Origin of the sequence: Rahnella sp. PAMC25559 (assembly GCF_050632365.1) — a bacterium.
GTDB classification, from domain to species: Bacteria; Pseudomonadota; Gammaproteobacteria; order Enterobacterales; family Enterobacteriaceae; genus Rahnella; species Rahnella rivi.
In genome coordinates this window covers 2,150,286-2,170,433 of sequence record NZ_CP192543.1, presented here as the reverse complement: position 1 = coordinate 2,170,433, position 20,148 = coordinate 2,150,286, and the positions used below count along the sequence as shown (strand labels likewise).

Sequence of the window (20,148 nt, the reverse complement as noted above, 5' to 3'; positions counted from 1 at the left end):
CTTTTGTTCTGGCTCGCTTTTTTTTGTCTTGTTGCTTGTTTTATCTCCTCTTTTCTCATTTTTTGCATGCCCGTCAATATTTCGCGATAAAATTGATGATTCATCAATAAAAACACGTAAAAACCAATAATCCGCTAAAGATCTGCACCTGTTAACAGACTATTTGTCAGAAGAGCATTAAACCACTTGCACAGGATGGGGGTTTTGACGCATTTTCATAGTCAGCAACGCAACATCGCCAGACTCAAACAGAAAGACCGGCAACGTTGACCCTCATAAAAATGACAGCCAGAGAAACGTTAGGGAGAAAGACTTATGTGTTCAATTTTCGGTGTGCTCGATATCAAAACTGACTCCGTCGAGCTGCGCAAAAAAGCGCTGGAACTTTCGCGCCTGATGCGCCACCGCGGACCCGACTGGTCCGGCGTATTTGCCAGCGATAAAGCGATTTTGTCGCATGAGCGTCTGTCCATTGTCGACGTCAACAACGGCGCACAGCCGCTGTACAACGCAGCACACACCCACGTTCTGGCTGTAAACGGCGAAATCTACAACCATCAGGCTCTGCGCGCTGAGTTAGGCGACAAGTATGAATTCCAGACAGCTTCAGACTGCGAAGTGATTTTGGCGCTGTATCAGGAAAAAGGTCATGACTTCCTCGATGACCTGCAGGGTATGTTCGCCTTTATTCTCTATGACACAGAAAAAGACGCTTACCTGATCGGCCGCGATCATCTGGGCATCATTCCGCTGTACATGGGTTATGACGAAAACGGCAACATGTATGTGGCGTCAGAAATGAAAGCGCTGGTGCCGGTTTGCCGCACGATCAAAGAATTCCCGGCGGGCAGCTACCTGTGGAGCCAGGACGGTGAGATCCGCGAATATTATCATCGCGACTGGTTCGATTTTGACAACGTCAAAGACAACGTCACGGATGCCAAAGCATTGAAAGATGCGCTGGAAGAGTCTGTAAAAAGTCACCTGATGTCTGACGTGCCTTACGGCGTGCTGCTGTCCGGTGGTCTTGATTCCTCTGTCATTTCTGCGATTACCAAGAAATTTGCCGGTCGTCGTATCGAAGACAAAGATCAAAGCGAAGCCTGGTGGCCGCAACTGCACTCCTTTGCTGTCGGACTGGAAGGTTCACCCGATTTACGCGCAGCCAAAGAAGTCGCAACGCATTTGGGCACCGTGCACCATGAAATTCATTTCACCGTGCAGGAAGGGCTGGATGCAATTCGCGACGTGATTTATCACATCGAAACCTATGACGTCACCACCATTCGTGCGTCGACACCGATGTACTTAATGTCACGTAAAATCAAAGCGATGGGCATTAAAATGGTGCTGTCGGGCGAAGGCGCAGACGAAGTGTTGGGCGGATACCTTTACTTCCATAAAGCACCGAACGCCAAAGAATTCCACGAAGAAACCGTGCGTAAACTGCTGGCCCTGCATATGTATGATTGTGCCCGCGCCAACAAAGCGATGTCTGCCTGGGGCGTTGAAGCCCGCGTACCGTTCCTGGACAAAAAATTCCTCGACGTGGCAATGCGCCTGAACCCGAAAGACAAGATGTGCGGCAATGGTAAAATGGAGAAACATATCCTGCGTGAATGTTTCGAGTCCTATTTACCACACAGCGTTGCATGGCGTCAGAAAGAGCAATTCTCTGATGGTGTGGGCTACAGCTGGATCGATACGTTAAAAGAAGTGGCTGCTCAGCAGATCACCGATCAACAACTCGAAACTGCACATTTCCGCTTCCCGTACAACACGCCAACCTCGAAAGAAGGCTACCTGTACCGTACGATTTTTGAAGAGTTATTCCCGGTTCCAAGCGCGGCAGAATGCGTGCCTGGCGGCCCTTCAGTGGCCTGTTCTTCTGCGAAAGCCATCGAGTGGGATGAAGCGTTCAAAAACATGGACGATCCTTCTGGCCGTGCGGTAGGCGTCCACCAGTCTGCCTACAAATAATCGATTTCAGGGTTACTCTTCCCTTCATTAATGGGCCACTTTTGGCCCATTTTTTTATGGGTAAAGCCAGTAAAAATAATGTCTTTTGCCCAATTAATCACCAGAGTGGTTATAAGCCAGACAAATGAACGCCATCAACGCTTTTTCTCCAAAAAAGGTGTTGACGCAAAACGGTCATATACGCATAATGCGCCCCGCAACGCCGATGAAGGTAGCGCGAAAAAAGATGGCTACGTAGCTCAGTTGGTTAGAGCACATCACTCATAATGATGGGGTCACAGGTTCGAATCCCGTCGTAGCCACCATCTTTTTTGCGGGAGTGGCGAAATTGGTAGACGCACTAGATTTAGGTTCTAGCGCCGCAAGGTGTGCGAGTTCAAGTCTCGCCTCCCGCACCATTTCCGGACATCGGTAGCACAGTTGGGGTATCGCCAAGCGGTAAGGCACTGGTTTTTGATACCAGCATTCCCAGGTTCGAATCCTGGTACCCCAGCCATTTCTTTATTGTCATGTCATTGATGTGTCAGCAGAGAAAACCCAGTTTGAAGTTGTTGTACTGTTGGGGTATCGCCAAGCGGTAAGGCACTGGTTTTTGATACCAGCATACCCTGGTTCGAATCCAGGTACCCCAGCCATACTTCTTCTTTTTGCTGGTAAGCACTTGAAATTTATTATTAAGTTAGTTAAATTAGTGCTTGAAGTTTTGAAGTAAATCAGTAAAATTTGGCTACGTAGCTCAGCTGGTTAGAGCACATCACTCATAATGATGGGGTCACAGGTTCAAATCCCGTCGTAGCCACCATTTTACAACTGAGCATTCTTATTAAAGAGTTCAATTGTAGAAAGCAGTAAGAAACACCATTGGGGTGTCGCCAAGCGGTAAGGCTCTGGTTTCTGATACCAGCATACCCAGGTTCGAATCCTGGCACCCCAGCCACATTAGAAAGGCCCGCAAATTATTTTGCGGGCCTTTTGCATTTCTGAGCGTTATTTTTCTGCCATGTTTGAGCTGGCAGAGGACATTCTGCCAGCCTTCTGATCGTCAGATCCCCAGTGCGTACTTTAATGCTTTCGTCTTCAGGCCACCGGCGCGCTCTGCAGTCATCAGCGCCAGATTACGCAAGGCTTTCACTGGCGCCAAATCATTGCTAAACGCGGTATAGAAAAGATCCATTCCACTTTGCATCAGCAAATTATCCAGACGTCGCTGACGCTGATAACGCAACAACACCTTTTCGCTGCTCCAGGCTTCATCATGATCACGCGCTTTTTCCAGCACGGATAATAACGACTCAACGTCACGATAGCCCAGATTCACGCCCTGCCCGGCAAGCGGGTTGATGGTATGAGCTGCGTCACCGACCAGGGCTAACCCCGGTAAGACATAGCGCTGGGCATGGCGGCGAACCAATGGGAAAGCCCCGGCAGACAGCGCCTGAACCTTTCCAAGCCGCGCCGGAAAGGCCTGCATAATTTCTGCGGTCAGCTGTTTCATGTTCAGCGTTTGCAAATAACGGATACGCTGCGGGCTGTCGTACCAGACCAGCGAGGCCTGATGCCCAAACAGTGGCAGGAAAGCCCGCGGGCCCGACGGAAAGAATTGCTGCCATGTGACATCCTGATCCGGCGTTTGTGTTTCGACATTAATCAGCATGCAGTTCTGACGATACTGCCAGCCATCCACTCCAATCCCCGCGAGCTGGCGCACCAGCGAGTTTGCCCCATCAGCAGCAATCACCAGCTGCGTATGCAGCAGCTCACCGGTGGTTAGCTGGAGCGACCAGGTATTGTCGTCATGCTTTAAGAGATGGCGCAATTTTGCCGGGCAAAAACGGGCCAGATTCGGACAGGCATCAAACTGCTGCCACAGAGCAAGCTGAAGCACACGGTTTTCTACCATGAACCCGAGCTCCGGCAACCCGAGGGACTGCGCATCAAACTTCACTTCGGAGCCATCGACCTCCCAGGTTCCCAGGCGGCGGTAAGGCACTGAACGCATTTTTTCAACGGCATGCCACGCACCCAGTTTCTGTAAAAAGCGTGCAGATGCACAGCCAATGGCGGAGATGCGTAAATCAGCCGGTGCTGACGGGTCAAATCCGGCAGGCTCTTCATTCTCGATCAATGCCACCTGCAGGCCCTGCTGTGCCAGACCGAGCGCCGCCGCGGCCCCCACCATCCCGCCACCGACAATCACTGCATCAAATAACTTCTCAGGATTATTCATTTTATTCCGGCTTTTTATTCAGTTCATTGAGCAAAGTGTACCGGATTTTTGTGTCTGCATCAGAACCTAAGCTGCTTTCCTGCGCTGGTCACCACCGGAGTGAGGGTTTACAATAGTTCCCCTGAACTGCGCTATGCATTACGGCATTGCCAAACATCCGTTTTTTCCTCCGTATTGAGTACTGACACGCTGATGACAAAAAAACTGCACATTAAAACCTGGGGCTGCCAGATGAATGAATACGATTCATCCAAAATGGCAGACCTTCTCGAAAGCACCCACGGTTATCAGCTGACGGATAATGCTGAAGAGGCGGATATTCTCCTGCTCAACACCTGTTCCATCAGGGAAAAAGCTCAGGAGAAAGTGTTCAGCCTGCTCGGCCACTGGAAATTACTCAAAAAGAAAAACCCGGATGTGATTATTGGTGTCGGCGGCTGCGTGGCCTCTCAGGAAGGTGAATTGCTGCGTAAGCGCGCGCCGTGCGTGGATATCGTCTTCGGCCCGCAGACCCTGCACCGCCTGCCGGAAATGGTGAATCATGTGCGCGGAACGCACAGCCCTGTTGTGGACATCAGCTTTCCGGAAATCGAAAAATTCGACCGTTTACCAGAACCCCGTGCCGATGGCCCGACAGCGTTCGTCTCTATTATGGAAGGGTGCAATAAATATTGCAGTTTCTGCGTCGTGCCTTACACCCGTGGCGAGGAAGTCAGCCGTCCTTGTGATGACGTTCTGTTTGAAGTCGCGCAACTGGCGGCGCAAGGCGTACGTGAAGTTAATCTGCTCGGGCAGAATGTGAACGCCTATCGCGGCGAAGCGTTTGAAGGTGGGATCTGTACGTTTGCAGAATTGCTGCGTCTGGTTGCCGCGATTGACGGCATTGACCGCATTCGCTTTACCACCAGCCATCCGGTTGAATTCACTGATGATATCATTGAGGTGTATAAAGATACGCCAGAGCTGGTGAGCTTCCTGCATCTGCCAATTCAGAGCGGTTCTGACCGCATCCTGACCATGATGAAACGCCCGCATACGGTGCTGGAATACAAATCGACCATCCGCAAATTACGCGCTGCACGTCCGGATATCCATTTCAGTTCTGACTTCATCATCGGCTTTCCTGGCGAAACCCACGATGATTTCGAACGCACCATGGACCTGATTGCACAGGTCAATTACGACGTCAGCTTTAGCTTCATCTACTCACCTCGCCCCGGCACCCCCGCTGCAGACATGGTCGATGATGTCGCAATGGACGAGAAGAAACAGCGTCTGGCGCTGTTGCAGGACAGAATTACGCAGCAGGTCATGCGCTTTAGTCGCGCCACGCTCGGCACGGTTCAGCGTATTCTGGTCGAAGGAACATCGCGTAAGGATATTATGGAGCTGACCGGGCGCACGGAGTGTAACCGCGTGGTCAACTTTGAAGGCACCCCCGACATGATTGGTAAATTTGTCGACGTAGAAATCGTCGATGTGTATACCAACTCGTTGCGTGGCGTAGTCGTGCGGACCGAAGAGCAAATGGCGCTGCGCCTGCATGAATCGCCGCAATCTGTGATCGCCCGTACGCGTAAAGAAAATGAATTAGGCGTTGGAATGTATCAACCCTGAATCATCAGAGTAATGCATTAAAAACCTGCACAGGGCGCTTTGGCGTCCTGTTTTCATTTATGAATTTCCACATTACGGCCGTCATAAGGGTTTAATTTTTCGCGACAGGCCGCATATTCGAATGAAGGTCCCTGCAACGCGCGCCGCAGCGCAGCATATTTTGCCAAGGGGATGTATTATTAACTCAGGTATGGTTAACGGCTGTCAGCAGTTCGCAGCCGGGTAAAATCGCAACAGGTCCAAAGTGGCCCAGAGGATTCGTTTGAACGTTGTAACACAAGAGATTTTACTGGAGCCCGAAGACAATCAGCGCCTGATGAGCCTGTGCGGGCCGTTTGATGACAACATCAAACAACTGGAACGCCGGTTGGGCGTGGAAATCAACCGTCGTGATAACGCATTTAAACTGGTCGGTAAAAGCCTGGCCGTCACCGCAGCGGCAGACATCCTGCGTGACTTATACGTCGACACTGCACCGGTGCGTGGTGAAACTCAGGATATCGATCCTGAGAAAATCCATCTGGCCATTAAAGAAAGCCGGGTGCTGGAGCAAACCGCAGAAAGCGTGCCTGACTACGGCAAATCGGTCATCATCAAAACCAAACGTGGGATGGTGAAACCGCGTACGCCGAATCAGGCGCAGTACATTGCCAATATTTTCGATCACGACATCACCTTTGGTATCGGTCCGGCGGGTACGGGTAAAACCTATCTGGCGGTGGCCGCTGCCGTTGATGCGCTTGAGCGTCAGGAAGTGCGTCGCATTCTTCTGACCCGCCCGGCGGTGGAAGCCGGTGAAAAACTGGGCTTCCTGCCTGGCGATCTCAGCCAGAAAGTTGACCCGTACCTGCGCCCGCTGTATGACGCACTGTTCGAAATGCTCGGTTTCGAGAAAGTTGAAAAGCTGATTGAGCGCAACGTGATTGAAGTCGCCCCGCTGGCCTACATGCGTGGCCGGACACTCAATGACGCCTTTATTATTCTCGACGAAAGCCAGAACACCTCTATTGAACAGATGAAGATGTTCCTGACCCGTATTGGTTTCAACTCCAAAGCGGTGATCACCGGCGACGTGACGCAAATTGACCTGCCGCGCCATCAGAAATCCGGTCTGCGCCACGCCATTGAGGTGCTGTCGTCGGTTGAAGAGCTAAGCTTTAACTTTTTCCACAGTGAAGACGTGGTTCGCCACCCTGTCGTGGCGCGTATCGTTGTCGCGTACGAAGCCTGGGAAGAAGAAGATCAGAAACGCCGCGATGCGATTACCGCAGAGCGTAAACATGAACACATTTCATCCCAACAGGTCAGTCAATGAATACGGTAATCCTCGATCTACAAATTGCCTGTGAAGATACCGCAGGTTTACCGTCAGAAAATGACTTCCAGACATGGCTGGAAGCCGTGCTTCCGCAGTTTCAGGAAGAATCAGAAGTCACCATCCGTCTGGTCGATATCCCTGAAAGCCATGAACTTAATATGACGTATCGTGGCATGGATAAACCGACCAACGTGTTATCCTTCCCGTTCGAAGCTCCTCCGGGCATGGAAATGCCACTGCTGGGCGATTTGATCATTTGTCGTCAGGTCGTCGAGAAGGAAGCCAAAGAGCAGGAAAAAGAGTTGCTGGCACACTGGGCACATATGGTTATTCACGGCAGTTTGCATTTGCTGGGGTATGACCATATCGTTGACGAAGAAGCCGAAGAAATGGAATCGATTGAAACTGAGATCATGCAGGGCCTGGGTTATCCGGACCCGTATATTTCAGAGAAAGAAGATAACTGAGATTAGTTCTGTCTATAGCAACCCGATGGAAAGGAGAGTTCTCCTTTCCATCGGCGTTTACTAAGCGAGCTAAATATTTTTCACTAACACGAGTAAAACAAACCAAACGCCATGAGCGATGACCATTCACAAAATAGTGACAGCCCCAGTCCCAAGAAGGGCTTCTTTTCCCTTATCCTTAGCCAACTTTTTCACGGTGAACCAAAAAACCGTGGCGATTTGGTTGAGCTGATCCGTGATTCAGAACAAAACGATCTGATCGACCCCGATACCCGTGACATGCTGGAAGGCGTGATGGATATCGCCGAGCAGCGCGTCCGGGACATCATGATCCCCCGTTCTCAAATGATCACGCTTAAACGCAATCAACCGCTGGAAGAGTGCCTCGATGTGATCATCGAATCTGCCCACTCACGCTTCCCGGTGATCAGCGAAGATAAGGATCACATTGAAGGCATCCTGATGGCCAAAGACTTGCTGCCGTTTATGCGCACAACGTCTGAGCCATTCAGCATCGATAAAGTGCTGAGAACCGCCGTGGTCGTTCCTGAGAGCAAACGCGTCGACCGCATGCTGAAAGAATTCCGCTCCCAGCGTTATCATATGGCGATTGTCGTTGATGAATTCGGCGGCGTTTCCGGTCTGGTGACCATCGAAGATATCCTCGAACTGATTGTCGGCGAAATCGATGATGAGTATGACGAAGCGGAAGATCTGGATATCCGCCAGCTCAGCCGTCACACGTATACTGTTCGCGCCCTCGCGCCGATTGAAGACTTCAATGAAGTGTTCCAGACAAATTACAGTGACGACGAAGTTGATACTATTGGTGGTCTGGTCATGCAGTCCTTTGGCCATTTACCTGCCCGTGGTGAAAGCATTGAAATTGACGGTTACCTGTTCAAGGTTGCGATGGCAGACAGCCGCCGTATCATTCAGGTTCACGTAAAAATACCGGACGACGCGCCGCAACCAATACTGGAAGAATAATTCTCCATGGCAATTGCCTCTTTATACCAACGCCAGCGGGTTCGCGCCCTGCTGGCGCTCTTATTCGGTGCCTGTGGCACGTTCTCCTTTTCCCCTTATGACTTCTGGCCTGCTGCGATTGTCTCGCTCTGCGGCCTGCTGGCATTAACGCTGGATCGCCGCCCGTCTCAGGCCTCGCTGATCGGCTTCTTCTGGGGAATGGGTCTTTTTGGCAGTGGCGTAAACTGGGTGTATGTCAGTATCGCCACCTTTGGCGGCATGCCGGAAGCCATCAACCTGTTTCTGGTGGTTTTGCTGGCGGCGTATTTGTCGCTTTACACCATGCTGTTTGCCGGCGTATTCAGCAAACTGTGGCCGAAGACAACCTGGTGGAAACTGGCGCTTGCCGCGCCCGCACTATGGCAAATCACCGAGTTTTTGCGTGGCTGGGTGCTGACTGGTTTTCCGTGGCTGCAATTTGGCTACAGCCAGATCGACGGTCCGCTGAAAGGCCTCGCGCCAATCACCGGTGTTGACGGCATTACGCTGCTGCTGACGTCGTTGAGCGGCCTGCTGGTTTACGCATTCCACCAGCGGCGCATCACGCCGGGAATCATTGCGCTGGCCATGTTATTGCTGCCGTGGCCGTTGCGTTACGTTCACTGGTATCAGGAACAGACGGACAAAACGGTGGATGTCGCGCTGGTTCAGGGCAACATTCCACAGTCGATGAAGTGGGATCCGAAAGCGCTGGAAAGTGCTTTGCAAACCTATCTGGATCTCAGCCGCCCGTACCTTGGCAAAGCCAATATGATCATCTGGCCGGAATCAGCAATTTCAGATATTGAATCCGATCAGCAAGCCTTCCTGAGTATGGTGGATAACATCTACCGCTCGCACGGCACGCAGCTGGTTACCGGCGTTATTGATGCCCGTCGCAATGAAGAAGGCATGAAGGTGTATAACAGCGCCATTGTGCTCGGCGGCGAGCAGTCTTATCGCTATCCGGACGACAACCGTTTCAACAAACATCATCTGGTACCGTTCGGGGAATTCGTGCCGCTGGAAACCATACTGCGCCCTCTGGCACCCTTCTTCGATTTACCGATGTCGGGGCTGACCAGCGGGGCGTACGTCCAGAAACCACTGATGGTCAGCGGCCTTAATCTGACCACCGCGATTTGCTATGAAGTGGTATTTGGTGAACAGGTGCGCGATAACCTGCAACCGGATACTAACTTTCTGCTGACGATTTCCAACGATGCCTGGTTCGGCCATTCGATTGGTCCGTGGCAGCATTTCCAGATGGCGCGCATGCGTTCACTGGAACTGGGGCGCCCTCTGCTGCGCAGCACCAACAACGGTGTTACCGCGGTTGTGAATGCGCAGGGTGACGTTACGGCTGAAATCCCGCAGTTTACCCGTCAGGTGCTGAACGTGAAGGTTACGCCCACTACCGGCATGACCCCTTACGCACGCATGGGTTGGTGGCCGGTGTGGTTTGTGACCCTGCTCATGGCCGTTGTGGCTATCTGGCTGGGACGTCGTAAAGGCCAGATCATCCCCTGATGTAAGTCATCAATAAGCCCTGTTAATACAGGGCTATAATGTCAGGCGCCTTCGGGCGCCTGTTCTTTTTTGTCGCAACCCCTTCCCTGCCTGCAAAACCCCTCCCTGTTACCTGCTGCCGATTGTTTGAAAGGCGGTATTAAGCGCTGAATTTTAATTTGCCTTCGAAGTTAAATCAGGCCAACTGGCACGCGTTTTGCTACATCTGTTTGAAAGATATCTGATTAGTGACATTTTTTGACGTCTTGCATCATTTTGGTACAAAAAGGCTGTTCCTCATGCACTTTTGAAGTGCATAGCCTGTTGTCTGCTTTGATTTGGTGCGCGCCCCGTCTCAAAAAAGAAACAATGTTGTTTCATAAATTTCACATTCAGTTATTTTCTAGCTTCATATGACGAGGCATTAGCACTTTCTGATCCCTGAGTTTGGATCCCTAATGACAGCAAGGAGTTGGACATGCAATTGCGCAAATTGGCGTTATCAGTACTGTTGGCAAGCGTTGCCGCAAGCAGCTTTGCCCACGCGGAAGAACTGACCGGCACTCTGAAAAAAATTAAAGATAATGGCGTTATCGTCGTCGGTCACCGTGAGTCCTCGGTGCCATTCTCTTACTACAATAACGAACAGAAAGTCGTAGGTTATTCACAGGACTATTCCAACGCTATCGTTGATGCAGTCAAGAAAAAGCTGGACCTGCCCAACCTGCAAGTAAAAATGATGCCAATCACCTCGCAAAACCGTATCCCGCTGCTGCAAAACGGCACTTACGATTTTGAGTGTGGTTCAACCACCAATAATCTGGAACGTCAGCAACAAGCGGCCTTCTCAGACACCATCTTCGTTATCGGCACCCGTCTGTTAGTCAAAAAAGGCTCAGACATCAAAGATTTCTCTGACCTGAAAGGCAAAACCGTCGTGGTCACCTCCGGCACCACCTCTGAAGTGCTGCTGAACAAACTGAACGAAGAGAAGAAACTGGATCTGCGCATTATCAGCGCCAAAGACCACGGTGACTCTTTCCGTACGCTGGAAACAGGCCGTGCGGTTGCGTTCATGATGGATGATGCACTGCTGGCGGGCGAACGTGCCAAAGCCAAAAAACCTGATAACTGGGAAATCATCGGTACGCCGCAGTCGAAAGAAGCTTACGGCTGCATGATGCGTAAAGACGATGCGGAATTCAAAAAACTGGTTGATGACACCATCGTGAAGGCGCAAACCTCCGGTGAAGCAACCAAGTGGTTTGAAACCTGGTTCAAAAAACCTATTCCTCCGAAAAACCTGAACATGAACTTTGAATTGTCTGACGACATGAAAGCCCTGTTCAAAGCACCAAACGATAAAGCACTGTAATAGTAAGCAGACGGGTAGTACCGGGTATTAAAAATAAAGGCTGGCCAACCAGCTTGTGATGATGGTCCGAAAGGACAGACAGACCAGATGCGGGGTGGTCGTTCCCCACCCCGCATTTTTTCCGCCACTCACCCATGTTTATGGTTACGTCATCACTCAGAGGGGTAGTTTATTACCCGTGTCATGGAGTTTTTATGTCAATAGATTGGAACTGGGGCATCTTCCTGCAAGACGCCCCCTTCGGCAATACCACCTATCTGGGCTGGATTTGGAATGGATTTCAGGTCACGGTCGCGTTGTCGATTTGTGCCTGGATTATTGCCTTCTTCGTCGGCTCCCTGTTCGGTATTTTGCGTACCGTCCCCAACCGTTTTCTCTCCGGCATCGGTACCTGTTACGTTGAATTGTTCCGTAACGTGCCGCTGATTGTGCAATTCTTTATCTGGTATCTGGTGGTGCCTGAGCTGTTGCCGGAAAACATCGGCATGTGGTTCAAATCAGAACTCGCGCCGAACGTGCAGTTCTTCACTTCTTCCGTTATCTGTCTCGGCCTGTTTACCGCTGCCCGCGTGTGCGAGCAGGTACGCGCCGCCATCCAGTCGTTACCCAGCGGACAACGCAATGCCGGTCTGGCGATGGGGCTGACGTTGCCTCAAACCTACCGTTATGTGCTGCTGCCAAATGCCTACCGTGTGATCGTGCCACCGATGACCTCCGAGATGGTCAATCTGGTGAAAAACTCCGCCATTGCCTCAACCATCGGTTTGGTCGATATGGCGGCACAGGCCGGTAAGCTGCTTGATTACTCTGCGCATGCGTATGAATCATTTACTGCCATTACCGTCGCCTACGTCCTCATTAATGCGGTGATTATGCTGCTGATGCATTTTGTAGAACGTAAAGTCCGCCTGCCGGGCAACATGGGAGGTAAATAAATATGCATGAATTTGACTGGAGTTCTATTGGCCCCGGCCTGCCCTATCTGTGGCAAGGCATGGTCATTACCCTCAAGATCACCTCACTGGCGATTGTCGTGGGGATCCTCTGGGGGACCCTGCTGGCGGTAATGCGTCTGTCGACCTTCAAACCGATCAGCTGGTTTGCCACGGCGTACGTCAATCTGTTCCGCGCCGTTCCCCTGGTGATGGTGCTGTTGTGGTTTTATCTGATTGTGCCGGGCTTTCTGCAGAAAGTGCTCGGGCTGTCACCGAAAACCGATATCCGCCTGATTTCCGCGATGGTGGCATTTGCGTTATTTGAAGCGGCTTATTACTCAGAGATTATCCGTGCAGGGATCATCAGTATCGCCCGCGGGCAGTCTTCTGCCGCACTGGCGCTGGGCATGACCCAGTGGCAGTCGATGAAGCTGGTTATCCTGCCGCAGGCCTTCCGTGCGATGGTGCCTTTGTTGCTGACGCAGGCCATCGTTTTGTTCCAGGATACCTCGCTGGTGTATGTGCTCGGCCTCGCAGACTTCTTCCGCAGCGCCTCCAACATTGGTGACCGTGACGGTACGCTGGTGGAGATGGTGTTGTTTGCAGGACTTATTTACTTTGTTATCAGCCTTTCCGCTTCCTTGCTGGTGCGCTATTTGAAGAAAAGGACCGTTTCATGATTTCACTGAAGAATGTTTCTAAATGGTACGGGCACTTCCAGGTGCTCACCGATTGCAGTACCGAAGTTAAAAAAGGTGAAGTTGTGGTGGTTTGCGGGCCGTCCGGGTCAGGTAAATCGACGCTGATTAAAACCGTTAACGGCCTCGAGCCCGTGCAAAAAGGGGAGATTCTGGTTAACGGCACGCAGGTGAACGACAAGAAAACCAATCTGGCGCAGCTGCGGGCGAAAGTCGGCATGGTGTTCCAGCATTTCGAACTGTTCCCGCATTTGTCCATCATTGACAATCTGACGCTGGCTCAGGTCAAAGTGCTTAAACGTAATCAGGCGGAAGCAAAAGACAAAGGGCTGAAACTGCTGGATCGCGTGGGGTTATCTGCGCACGCCAACAAATTCCCCGGTCAGCTTTCCGGGGGACAGCAGCAGCGCGTGGCGATTGCCCGTGCGCTGTGTATGGATCCTATCGCCATGCTGTTTGACGAACCGACCTCCGCGCTCGATCCGGAAATGATCAATGAAGTGCTGGACGTCATGGTTGAGCTGGCAAACGAAGGCATGACGATGATGGTGGTGACCCACGAAATGGGCTTCGCCCGCAAAGTGGCTAACCGCGTGATCTTCATGGATGAAGGGAAAATTGTGGAAGACCGGAATAAAGACGACTTCTTCAATAATCCGCAATCCGATCGTGCCCGTGACTTCCTGGCAAAAATTCTGCACTGATAAGATGATTCAGCCTGCTACCGGGAGAACCCGGTGCAGGCTGACTTATCAATCAAGGTTCAAAAGCATGGCGTGAAAATTCAGTATGTCCGCATTTAGGGCATTTACTCAGGATTTCAGGCGTATACACCGCCAGGCTGAACTGGCAATTCTCACACACCAGATTCCCCAGCCCCACCACTTCCCCGCTGTGATACACACCGTGATGATTCACGTCTTTAAAGACTTCTTTCCATTCAAGCTGCGTTTTGTCGGTCATGTCCGCCAGCTCTTTCCACAGACTTTCTTTCAGAACCCGCATAAACACGCTGTCGGTGCTGTCATCAGCGACGGCCTGCTGGTTCTCGGTATAATTACGAGCAAATTCATGCAAATCACGCCGCACGGCGGAGGTTAACTGTTCAATCTGGATTTCAGACAGCTTGCCTTCCTCCTGTAAACGTACGCGGGCATCCTGTACCAGCGCACTGATATCACGTTCACCATTTTTTAATCGCTCAGTCAGCGAAGTGACTAACTGACGGTAATTTTGGGTAATATTGCTCATCATTTCCTCTCCTTGAACACACATAACCGTTCACCCGGCAGTTGCTTACTTGTCTTTATTTTAGTCGTAAATCCCTGATCCGTGGCGAAGATTATCCCGGCCTGCTTCGCAGATTGTGAATAATGGGCCATATGCGGGCAGAAATCCCCGTTAGCCGGTCGCTGGGTGTTGTTGCTGCCTCTGCTTATCGGCTATGCTATGCGGATCTTTTGATTAAAACTTTTTGAGCTACAGGCGTAGCTGTTTTCACTCACAGGACCACCGGCCGCCATGCAAGAGCAATACCGTCCAGAAGACATCGAGTCACACGTTCAGCTTCACTGGCAAGAGAAGCAAACTTTCAAAGTTACCGAACAGCCTGGCAAGGAGAAGTACTACTGTCTCTCCATGTTGCCTTACCCGTCAGGCCGCCTCCACATGGGGCACGTGCGCAACTACACCATCGGTGACGTGATTTCCCGTTATCAGCGCATGCTCGGTAAAAACGTTCTGCAGCCAATCGGCTGGGATGCATTCGGCCTGCCAGCTGAAGGCGCGGCGGTGAAAAACAACACTGCCCCTGCGCCATGGACGTACGAAAATATCGAATACATGAAGAACCAGCTAAAACTGCTGGGCTTCGGCTATGACTGGGATCGCGAAATTGCGACCTGCAAACCCGATTATTACCGCTGGGAACAATGGTTCTTCACCAAGCTGTATGAGAAAGGCCTGGTTTATAAGAAGACTTCCGCGGTGAACTGGTGCCCGCATGACCTGACCGTTCTGGCGAACGAACAGGTGATTGACGGCTGCTGCTGGCGTTGTGATACCAAAGTAGAACGCAAAGAAATTCCACAGTGGTTTATCAAAATCACCGATTACGCCGATCAGTTGCTTAACGATCTGGACACGCTGGAAAGCTGGCCGGAGCAGGTGAAAACCATGCAGCGCAACTGGATTGGCCGTTCCGAAGGCGTGGAAATCACTTTTGACGTGGCAGACAGCGACGAAAAAGTGACGGTTTACACCACCCGTCCGGACACCTTCATGGGCGCGACTTATGTCGCCGTGGCAGCGGGTCATCCGCTGGCGCAACAAGGTGCACAAAACAATCCTGCCCTGAACGATTTCATCGACGAATGCCGTAATACCAAAGTGGCCGAAGCAGAAATGGCGACAATGGAGAAAAAAGGCATGGCAACCGGCCTGTTTGCTATTCACCCGCTGTCCGGTGAAAAGCTGCCAATCTGGGTCGCTAATTTCGTTCTGATGGAATACGGCACGGGCGCAGTGATGGCCGTTCCGGGTCACGACCAGCGTGACTGGGAATTCGCCACCAAATATAACCTGCAAATCAAACCGGTTATCCTCAACGCCGATGGCAGCCATCCTGAAATCACCGCAGAAGCGATGACCGAGAAAGGCACGCTGTTCAATTCAGGCGAATTCGACGGGCTGAACCACGAAGACGGTTTCAATGCCATTGCTGACAAACTGGTTGCTCAGGGTGTCGGTCAGCGCAAAGTTAACTACCGTCTGCGCGACTGGGGGGTTTCCCGTCAGCGTTACTGGGGCGCCCCTATCCCGATGATCACGCTGGAAGACGGCACTGTGATCCCGACACCAGAAGATCAACTGCCGGTCATTCTGCCGGAAGATGTGGTCATGGACGGCATCACCAGCCCAATCAAAGCCGATCCTGAGTGGGCAAAAACCACCGTGAACGGCATGCCAGGTCTGCGTGAAACCGACACCTTTGACACCTTCATGGAGTCTTCCTGGTACTACGCACGCTACACCTGTCCGCAATACGACGAAGGTATGCTGGATCCGGCTGCGGCCAACTACTGGCTGCCGGTTGATCAGTATGTGGGCGGTATCGAACACGCCATCATGCACCTGATGTACTTCCGCTTCTTCCACAAACTGATGCGCGATGCAGGTCTGGTTGATTCTGACGAACCGGCTAAACGTCTGTTGTGTCAGGGCATGGTGTTGGCTGATGCCTTCTATTACACCGGCAACAGCGGCGAACGCGTCTGGGTTTCCCCGGTCGATGCCACCGTTGAGCGTGACGAGAAGGGCCGTATCACTAAAGCGACCGACCCGCAGGGCCATGAACTGGTGTATGCCGGTATGAGCAAGATGTCCAAGTCTAAAAACAACGGCATCGACCCTCAGGTTATGGTCGAGAAATACGGCGCAGACACCGTACGTCTGTTTATGATGTTCGCTTCTCCGGCAGAAATGACGCTGGAATGGCAGGAGTCCGGCGTCGAAGGGGCTAACCGCTTCCTCAAACGTGTCTGGAAACTGGCCTTTGAGCATTCCCAAAAAGGTGCTACCGCCGCGCTGGATGTTGCGTCACTGAACGAAGCGCAGAAAGATTTGCGTCGTGATGTGCATAAAACCATTGCGAAAGTGACCGATGATATCGGCCGTCGTCAGACCTTCAACACTGCGATTGCCGCTGTGATGGAACTGATGAACAAGCTGGGCCGTGCGCCGCAGGAAAGCGAACAAGATCGCGCCCTGCTGCAGGAAGCCCTGCTGGCCGTGGTTCGCATGCTTTATCCGTTCACTCCGCACGTGTGCTTCAGCCTCTGGCAGGCGCTCAACGGCGAAGGTGATGTGGATACCGCACCGTGGCCACAGGCTGATGAACAGGCTATGGTCGAAGACTCCAAACTGGTCGTTGTGCAGGTGAACGGTAAAGTGCGTGCTAAAATCACCGTAGCCGCTGATGCTACCGAGCAACAAGTGCGCGAGCGTGCGGCAGAAGAACATTTGGTCGCTAAATATCTGGATGGGGTTACGGTTCGCAAAGTAATCTACGTCCCGGGCAAACTGCTTAACCTGGTTGTAGGTTGAGTCAAGGAGGAGCTGTGCGACATCGAATAGTGACACTGCTGCTGACCGCAGCAGTCATGGTTACCGCAGGCTGTGGATTCCACTTACGTGGAAAAACCAATGTGCCTGACGAACTGCAAACTATCGTTCTGGACAGCGGGGATCCGTACGGGCCGTTAACGCGGGATATCCGTTCACAATTGCGTTTAAGCAATGTGACGATCGTTGATGATCCAACCGGTAAGCACAAAGATATTCCATCACTGCGAATCGGGCCTGAACTAAGCGGTCAGACTACTGCATCGGTATTCCAGGACGGTAAAACGGCTGAGTATCAGATGCAGATGAGCGTCAGCGCGACGGTTCTGATGCCGGGTAAAGACATCTATCCGCTCCACGTAACTGTCTTCCGTTCATTCTTTGATAACCCGTTAACGGCGTTGGCAAAAGATAACGAACAGGAGATTATCCTGGAAGAAATGCGTCAGCAGGCCGCTCAACAACTGATCCGTAAATTATTAACGGTTCACGCGTCTGAAATGCGTAAAGCAGAGCAAGTTGATGGCCAGGTAGAAGTGATCACTACCGGTTCCTCTGCCAGCAAATCCTCTGATGCCATGACGTCCCCGTCGTCTGTTACCCCTGCGGTATCAACGACACCGGCCAGCACTACGGCACAATGATCCGAGTTTATCCGGAACAACTCGACGCGCAGCTCCGTGAGGGGCTGCGCGCTTGTTATGTGTTATGTGGCAATGATCCGCTTCTTTTGCAGGAAAGTCAGGACAGCATCCGCAAAGCGGCGCAGCTGGCTGATTTTCAGGAACACTACACTTTTATTCTCGATGCCCATACCGAATGGGATTCAATTTTCAGCACCTGTCAGGCACTGAGCCTGTTTGCCAGCCGGCAGACACTGATGCTGATGCTGCCTGAAAATGGCCCTACCGCGCCAATGGCAGAACCGTTACTGAAGCTGACCACGCTGCTGCACGATGATATTTTGCTGGTCCTTCGCGGCACAAAACTCACCAAAGGCCAGGAAAACAGCGCGTGGTTTAAAGCGCTGAGTGATAAAGGCGTGTTTGTCAGTTGCCAGACGCCGGAGCAGGCACAGCTCCCACGCTGGGTAACCCGCCGTGCAAAAGCCCTTTCGCTTGAGCTCGATGAGCCCGCCAATCAGCTACTATGCTACTGCTACGAAGGCAATTTACTGGCTTTAGCACAATCCCTGGAACGCCTTTCACTGCTTTATCCGGACGGGAAACTGACATTACCCCGGGTAGAAGCGGCCGTGAATGATGCCGCGCATTTCACGCCATATCACTGGCTTGATGCACTGCTGGCAGGAAAAAGTAAACGCGCCTGGCATATCTTGCGTCAGCTGCAACAGGAAGACAGCGAACCGGTAATATTGTTGCGCACTGTGCAACGCGAACTGCTGATGTTGCTGAACCTGAAACGTAAAATGGACAGCACGCCGCTGCGTACGTTGTTCGATCAGCAAAAAGTCTGGCAAAATCGCCGCACACTGGTGACGCAGGCGCTTCAGCGTTTATCTCTGGAAGAACTCTATCGGGCGGTACGTTTGCTGACGCAAATGGAAATTACGCTCAAGCAGGATTACGGTCAGTCCATTTGGCCGGAGCTTGAAAGTCTTTCCATGCTACTTTGTGGCAAACCTTTACCCGCCAGTTCGTACTGACGCAGGACTTGGACATTTCCATGCCGGTTATCCCTACGCTCTCCTCTGAAGATGCTGCGCCGTTACAGGCTTTTTTTGGCGGGACTTTCGATCCTGTTCATTTCGGCCATCTCAAACCAGTCACGCGTCTGGCGCAGGACATCGGTCTGGAACGTGTAACGTTACTTCCTAACAATGTCCCCCCGCATCGCCCGCAACCCGGTGCCAGCCCGCAACAGCGTTTGCGCATGGCAGAACTGGCCGTGGAGGGGAATCCGCTATTTTCAGTGGATCCCCGTGAGCTGTCCGTCGCTACCCCGTCGTACACCATTGAGACACTTGCAACGTTACGTAAAGAACATGGCGAGAGCTGTCCTCTGGCGTTTATCATTGGCCAGGACTCGTTGTTGACGTTACATAAATGGCATCGCTGGGAGTCTTTGCTGGATTTTTGCCACCTGATTGTCATGGCACGACCGGGTTATCAGGAACAACTCGATACACCGGCGCTCCAGCACTGGTATGATGCCCACCGGGTGACTGAGCCTCAAAAACTCAAACAACGCCCTGCCGGTTTCATTTATCAGGCGCATACACCTTTGCTGAATATTTCAGCGACACAAATTCGCGAGCGCCGCCAGGCCGGTCTAGATTGTTCAGATCTGCTGCCTTTCGCCGTTGAGCGCTATATAGAATCACAGGGCTTGTACCGCGCGTAGCCATCGCGTGGTATACTGCGCCGCTAAATTTCGGCTCCCGATAACGTCGCGTCTTTCATCAATTTAATTTATTGATTATTAAACGCTTTAAGACGTTTTACAGATTGCCGCTATGCCACTCCTTCATGAGAACGATCATCGCTCAGGTGCTTCACCGGCGGACGTCTTATGGAGTCAACGTGTTTCAAAACATCCCCAGGGGGAACCTTTGCAAGGTAAAGCGCTCCAAGATTTTGTTATCGATAAAGTCGATGACCTGAAAGCACAAGACATCATTGCCATTGATGTTGTAGGTAAATCCAGTATTACTGATTGCATGATTATCTGTACCGGTACATCCAGCCGTCACGTTGTCTCTATCGCCGGTCACCTGGTGGAAGAAGTCAAAGCCGTGGGCATTGATGCAATGGGTGTAAAAGGCATTAACGAAGCCGACTGGGTCGTTGTCGATCTGGGTGAAGTGATTGTTCACGTCATGCAGGAAGAAAGCCGTCAGCTTTACGAGCTCGAGAAACTCTGGGGCTGATA

At 51.8% G+C, this 20,148-nt stretch carries 17 protein-coding genes and 6 tRNA genes; 21 read left to right on the top strand and 2 right to left on the bottom strand.

The features are described from left to right. Nucleotides 1–315 precede the first annotated feature (315 nt). The 7 genes from asnB (at nucleotide 316) to ACQZQY_RS11195 (ending at nucleotide 2,917) form a co-directional block, all read left to right on the top strand. The gene (asnB, locus tag ACQZQY_RS11225) at nucleotides 316–1,980 is read left to right on the top strand and encodes an asparagine synthase B (RefSeq protein WP_056771545.1); all 1,665 of its coding nucleotides are present in this window, start codon (nucleotides 316–318) and stop codon (nucleotides 1,978–1,980) included. A gap of 228 nt (nucleotides 1,981–2,208) precedes the next feature. Next, nucleotides 2,209–2,285, top strand: a tRNA-Met gene (locus ACQZQY_RS11220). A gap of 8 nt (nucleotides 2,286–2,293) precedes the next feature. Then, nucleotides 2,294–2,378, top strand: a tRNA-Leu gene (locus ACQZQY_RS11215). Nucleotides 2,379–2,401: 23 nt separating this feature from the next. Then, nucleotides 2,402–2,476 (top strand) — tRNA-Gln (locus tag ACQZQY_RS11210). Between the two features lie 64 nt (nucleotides 2,477–2,540). Then, nucleotides 2,541–2,615, top strand: a tRNA-Gln gene (locus ACQZQY_RS11205). A gap of 90 nt (nucleotides 2,616–2,705) precedes the next feature. Next, nucleotides 2,706–2,782, top strand: a tRNA-Met gene (locus tag ACQZQY_RS11200). Nucleotides 2,783–2,842: 60 nt separating this feature from the next. Beyond that, nucleotides 2,843–2,917: transfer RNA gene (locus ACQZQY_RS11195), tRNA-Gln, on the top strand. Between the two features lie 105 nt (nucleotides 2,918–3,022). Here the strand turns inward: ACQZQY_RS11195 and ubiF are convergent. Beyond that, entirely contained in the window at nucleotides 3,023–4,207 is a 1,185-nt protein-coding gene (ubiF, locus tag ACQZQY_RS11190) for a 3-demethoxyubiquinol 3-hydroxylase (RefSeq protein ID WP_431297102.1), read from the bottom strand. A gap of 192 nt (nucleotides 4,208–4,399) precedes the next feature. Here ubiF and miaB point away from each other — a divergent pair, with 192 nt between their 5' ends. The 9 genes from miaB (at nucleotide 4,400) to ACQZQY_RS11145 (ending at nucleotide 13,838) form a co-directional block, all read left to right on the top strand. Continuing rightward, complete coding sequence (miaB, locus tag ACQZQY_RS11185; protein ID WP_056771538.1) at nucleotides 4,400–5,824, top strand: tRNA (N6-isopentenyl adenosine(37)-C2)-methylthiotransferase MiaB; 1,425 nt, start codon at nucleotides 4,400–4,402, stop codon at nucleotides 5,822–5,824. Nucleotides 5,825–6,140: 316 nt separating this feature from the next. After that, nucleotides 6,141–7,139, top strand: a complete 999-nt coding sequence (locus ACQZQY_RS11180) for a PhoH family protein (RefSeq protein ID WP_431297180.1) — start codon at nucleotides 6,141–6,143, stop codon at nucleotides 7,137–7,139. Further along, entirely contained in the window at nucleotides 7,136–7,609 is a 474-nt protein-coding gene (gene ybeY, locus ACQZQY_RS11175; protein ID WP_056771531.1) for an rRNA maturation RNase YbeY, read from the top strand. The genes ACQZQY_RS11180 and ybeY overlap by 4 nt, the downstream gene beginning before the upstream one ends. Before the next feature lie 111 nt (nucleotides 7,610–7,720). After that, nucleotides 7,721–8,599, top strand: coding sequence for a CNNM family magnesium/cobalt transport protein CorC (corC, locus tag ACQZQY_RS11170; RefSeq protein WP_056771527.1), 879 nt, complete (start codon nucleotides 7,721–7,723; stop codon nucleotides 8,597–8,599). A gap of 6 nt (nucleotides 8,600–8,605) precedes the next feature. Then, nucleotides 8,606–10,147, top strand: coding sequence for an apolipoprotein N-acyltransferase (lnt, locus tag ACQZQY_RS11165; protein WP_414071433.1), 1,542 nt, complete (start codon nucleotides 8,606–8,608; stop codon nucleotides 10,145–10,147). Between the two features lie 457 nt (nucleotides 10,148–10,604). After that, on the top strand, nucleotides 10,605–11,501 hold the full coding sequence (locus tag ACQZQY_RS11160; RefSeq protein WP_056771522.1) for an amino acid ABC transporter substrate-binding protein: 897 nt from the start codon (nucleotides 10,605–10,607) through the stop codon (nucleotides 11,499–11,501). A 194-nt stretch (nucleotides 11,502–11,695) separates the two neighbouring features. After that, nucleotides 11,696–12,436 carry an amino acid ABC transporter permease gene (locus ACQZQY_RS11155; protein ID WP_056771518.1) on the top strand — a complete coding sequence of 247 codons (741 nt, stop codon included), beginning with the start codon at nucleotides 11,696–11,698 and terminating at the stop codon, nucleotides 12,434–12,436. 2 nt (nucleotides 12,437–12,438) lie between these two features. Continuing rightward, nucleotides 12,439–13,116 (top strand): glutamate/aspartate ABC transporter permease GltK, encoded by a 678-nt coding sequence (gene gltK, locus ACQZQY_RS11150; protein ID WP_056771515.1) that lies wholly within the window; start codon nucleotides 12,439–12,441, stop codon nucleotides 13,114–13,116. After that, nucleotides 13,113–13,838, top strand: coding sequence for an amino acid ABC transporter ATP-binding protein (locus ACQZQY_RS11145; RefSeq protein WP_056771512.1), 726 nt, complete (start codon nucleotides 13,113–13,115; stop codon nucleotides 13,836–13,838). The genes gltK and ACQZQY_RS11145 overlap by 4 nt, the downstream gene beginning before the upstream one ends. Before the next feature lie 52 nt (nucleotides 13,839–13,890). Here the strand turns inward: ACQZQY_RS11145 and ACQZQY_RS11140 are convergent, their stop codons facing one another. Further along, nucleotides 13,891–14,385, bottom strand: a complete 495-nt coding sequence (locus tag ACQZQY_RS11140) for a zinc ribbon-containing protein (RefSeq protein ID WP_056772013.1) — start codon at nucleotides 14,383–14,385, stop codon at nucleotides 13,891–13,893. A gap of 270 nt (nucleotides 14,386–14,655) precedes the next feature. Between ACQZQY_RS11140 and leuS the strand changes: the two genes are divergently transcribed. From leuS to rsfS, 5 genes are all read left to right on the top strand, one after another. Beyond that, nucleotides 14,656–17,238: a leucine--tRNA ligase gene (gene leuS / locus ACQZQY_RS11135; RefSeq protein ID WP_431297101.1), complete on the top strand. Its 2,583-nt coding sequence runs from the start codon at nucleotides 14,656–14,658 to the stop codon at nucleotides 17,236–17,238. 14 nt (nucleotides 17,239–17,252) lie between these two features. Beyond that, nucleotides 17,253–17,900, top strand: coding sequence for an LPS assembly lipoprotein LptE (lptE, locus tag ACQZQY_RS11130; RefSeq protein WP_183846184.1), 648 nt, complete (start codon nucleotides 17,253–17,255; stop codon nucleotides 17,898–17,900). Further along, nucleotides 17,897–18,922, top strand: a complete 1,026-nt coding sequence (gene holA, locus ACQZQY_RS11125) for a DNA polymerase III subunit delta (RefSeq protein ID WP_056771502.1) — start codon at nucleotides 17,897–17,899, stop codon at nucleotides 18,920–18,922. The genes lptE and holA overlap by 4 nt, the downstream gene beginning before the upstream one ends. A gap of 20 nt (nucleotides 18,923–18,942) precedes the next feature. Then, the gene (gene nadD, locus ACQZQY_RS11120; protein WP_431297100.1) at nucleotides 18,943–19,620 is read left to right on the top strand and encodes a nicotinate-nucleotide adenylyltransferase; all 678 of its coding nucleotides are present in this window, start codon (nucleotides 18,943–18,945) and stop codon (nucleotides 19,618–19,620) included. A gap of 208 nt (nucleotides 19,621–19,828) precedes the next feature. Further along, a complete protein-coding gene (gene rsfS, locus ACQZQY_RS11115) occupies nucleotides 19,829–20,146 on the top strand; it encodes a ribosome silencing factor (protein WP_056771497.1) in 318 nt (105 codons plus the stop codon). Nucleotides 20,147–20,148: the final 2 nt, after the last annotated feature.

Coding starts and splice junctions, on each gene's coding strand:
- holA (WP_056771502.1), top strand. CDS start 17,897: ATGATCCGAGTTTATCCGGAACAACTCGACGCGCAGCTCCGTGAGGGG.
- ACQZQY_RS11180 (WP_431297180.1), top strand. CDS start 6,141: ATGAGCCTGTGCGGGCCGTTTGATGACAACATCAAACAACTGGAACGC.
- ACQZQY_RS11140 (WP_056772013.1), bottom strand. CDS start 14,385: ATGAGCAATATTACCCAAAATTACCGTCAGTTAGTCACTTCGCTGACT.
- leuS (WP_431297101.1), top strand. CDS start 14,656: ATGCAAGAGCAATACCGTCCAGAAGACATCGAGTCACACGTTCAGCTT.
- ACQZQY_RS11160 (WP_056771522.1), top strand. CDS start 10,605: ATGCAATTGCGCAAATTGGCGTTATCAGTACTGTTGGCAAGCGTTGCC.
- nadD (WP_431297100.1), top strand. CDS start 18,943: ATGCCGGTTATCCCTACGCTCTCCTCTGAAGATGCTGCGCCGTTACAG.
- corC (WP_056771527.1), top strand. CDS start 7,721: ATGAGCGATGACCATTCACAAAATAGTGACAGCCCCAGTCCCAAGAAG.
- ACQZQY_RS11145 (WP_056771512.1), top strand. CDS start 13,113: ATGATTTCACTGAAGAATGTTTCTAAATGGTACGGGCACTTCCAGGTG.
- asnB (WP_056771545.1), top strand. CDS start 316: ATGTGTTCAATTTTCGGTGTGCTCGATATCAAAACTGACTCCGTCGAG.
- gltK (WP_056771515.1), top strand. CDS start 12,439: ATGCATGAATTTGACTGGAGTTCTATTGGCCCCGGCCTGCCCTATCTG.
- miaB (WP_056771538.1), top strand. CDS start 4,400: ATGACAAAAAAACTGCACATTAAAACCTGGGGCTGCCAGATGAATGAA.
- lnt (WP_414071433.1), top strand. CDS start 8,606: ATGGCAATTGCCTCTTTATACCAACGCCAGCGGGTTCGCGCCCTGCTG.
- ybeY (WP_056771531.1), top strand. CDS start 7,136: ATGAATACGGTAATCCTCGATCTACAAATTGCCTGTGAAGATACCGCA.
- ACQZQY_RS11155 (WP_056771518.1), top strand. CDS start 11,696: ATGTCAATAGATTGGAACTGGGGCATCTTCCTGCAAGACGCCCCCTTC.
- ubiF (WP_431297102.1), bottom strand. CDS start 4,207: ATGAATAATCCTGAGAAGTTATTTGATGCAGTGATTGTCGGTGGCGGG.